This is a genomic window from Flavobacterium sp. (assembly GCF_003525665.1).
Classification (GTDB): domain Bacteria; phylum Bacteroidota; class Bacteroidia; order Flavobacteriales; family Flavobacteriaceae; genus Flavobacterium.
Map to the genome: position 1 here is coordinate 418 of NZ_DQDX01000208.1, position 491 is coordinate 908.

Here is a 491-nt window from a genome sequence, read left to right on the forward strand (position 1 = left end):
CGGATGGTAAACAGTTATTTCCTAAAATAAAAGGTTATCAATTAAAACAATTACCTATCAAAATTGCAACTAAAAACGACCAACAACCTTTCATCGAAAAAGCCGATTTAATGTTATCGTTGAATAAAGATTTACAAGAAGTTAGTTTGAAATTCAGCAAGTATTTTTCGGGACAATATAAGTTGGAGAAATTATCGGGCAAATTAGAGAAATGGTATGATGTAACGTTTGAGGAATTCATCAAAGAAATCAACAAAGCCATCAAAGCCCAAAAAGGCACACCTTTAACCAAAAAAGACGAATTTGAATGGATCGATTTATTTGAAGAAAATAAAGCAAAAGCTAATAAGTTGCAAAATGAAATAAATACAACCGATAAAGAAATTGATGCTATGGTTTATGAATTGTATGGTTTGACGAAAGAGGAAATTGAAATTGTTGAGAATAGTTAGACATCATTTTATCATTCCTTTTTTTGTCATTTTCTTTTT

At 29.5% G+C, this 491-nt stretch carries 1 pseudogene; it reads left to right on the forward strand.

Annotation, left to right across the window (positions count from 1 at the left end):
* Positions 1–452, forward strand: a pseudogene (locus DIU01_RS14595) (restriction endonuclease subunit M); the annotation flags it as partial.
* Between the last annotated feature and the right edge of the window lie 39 nt (positions 453–491).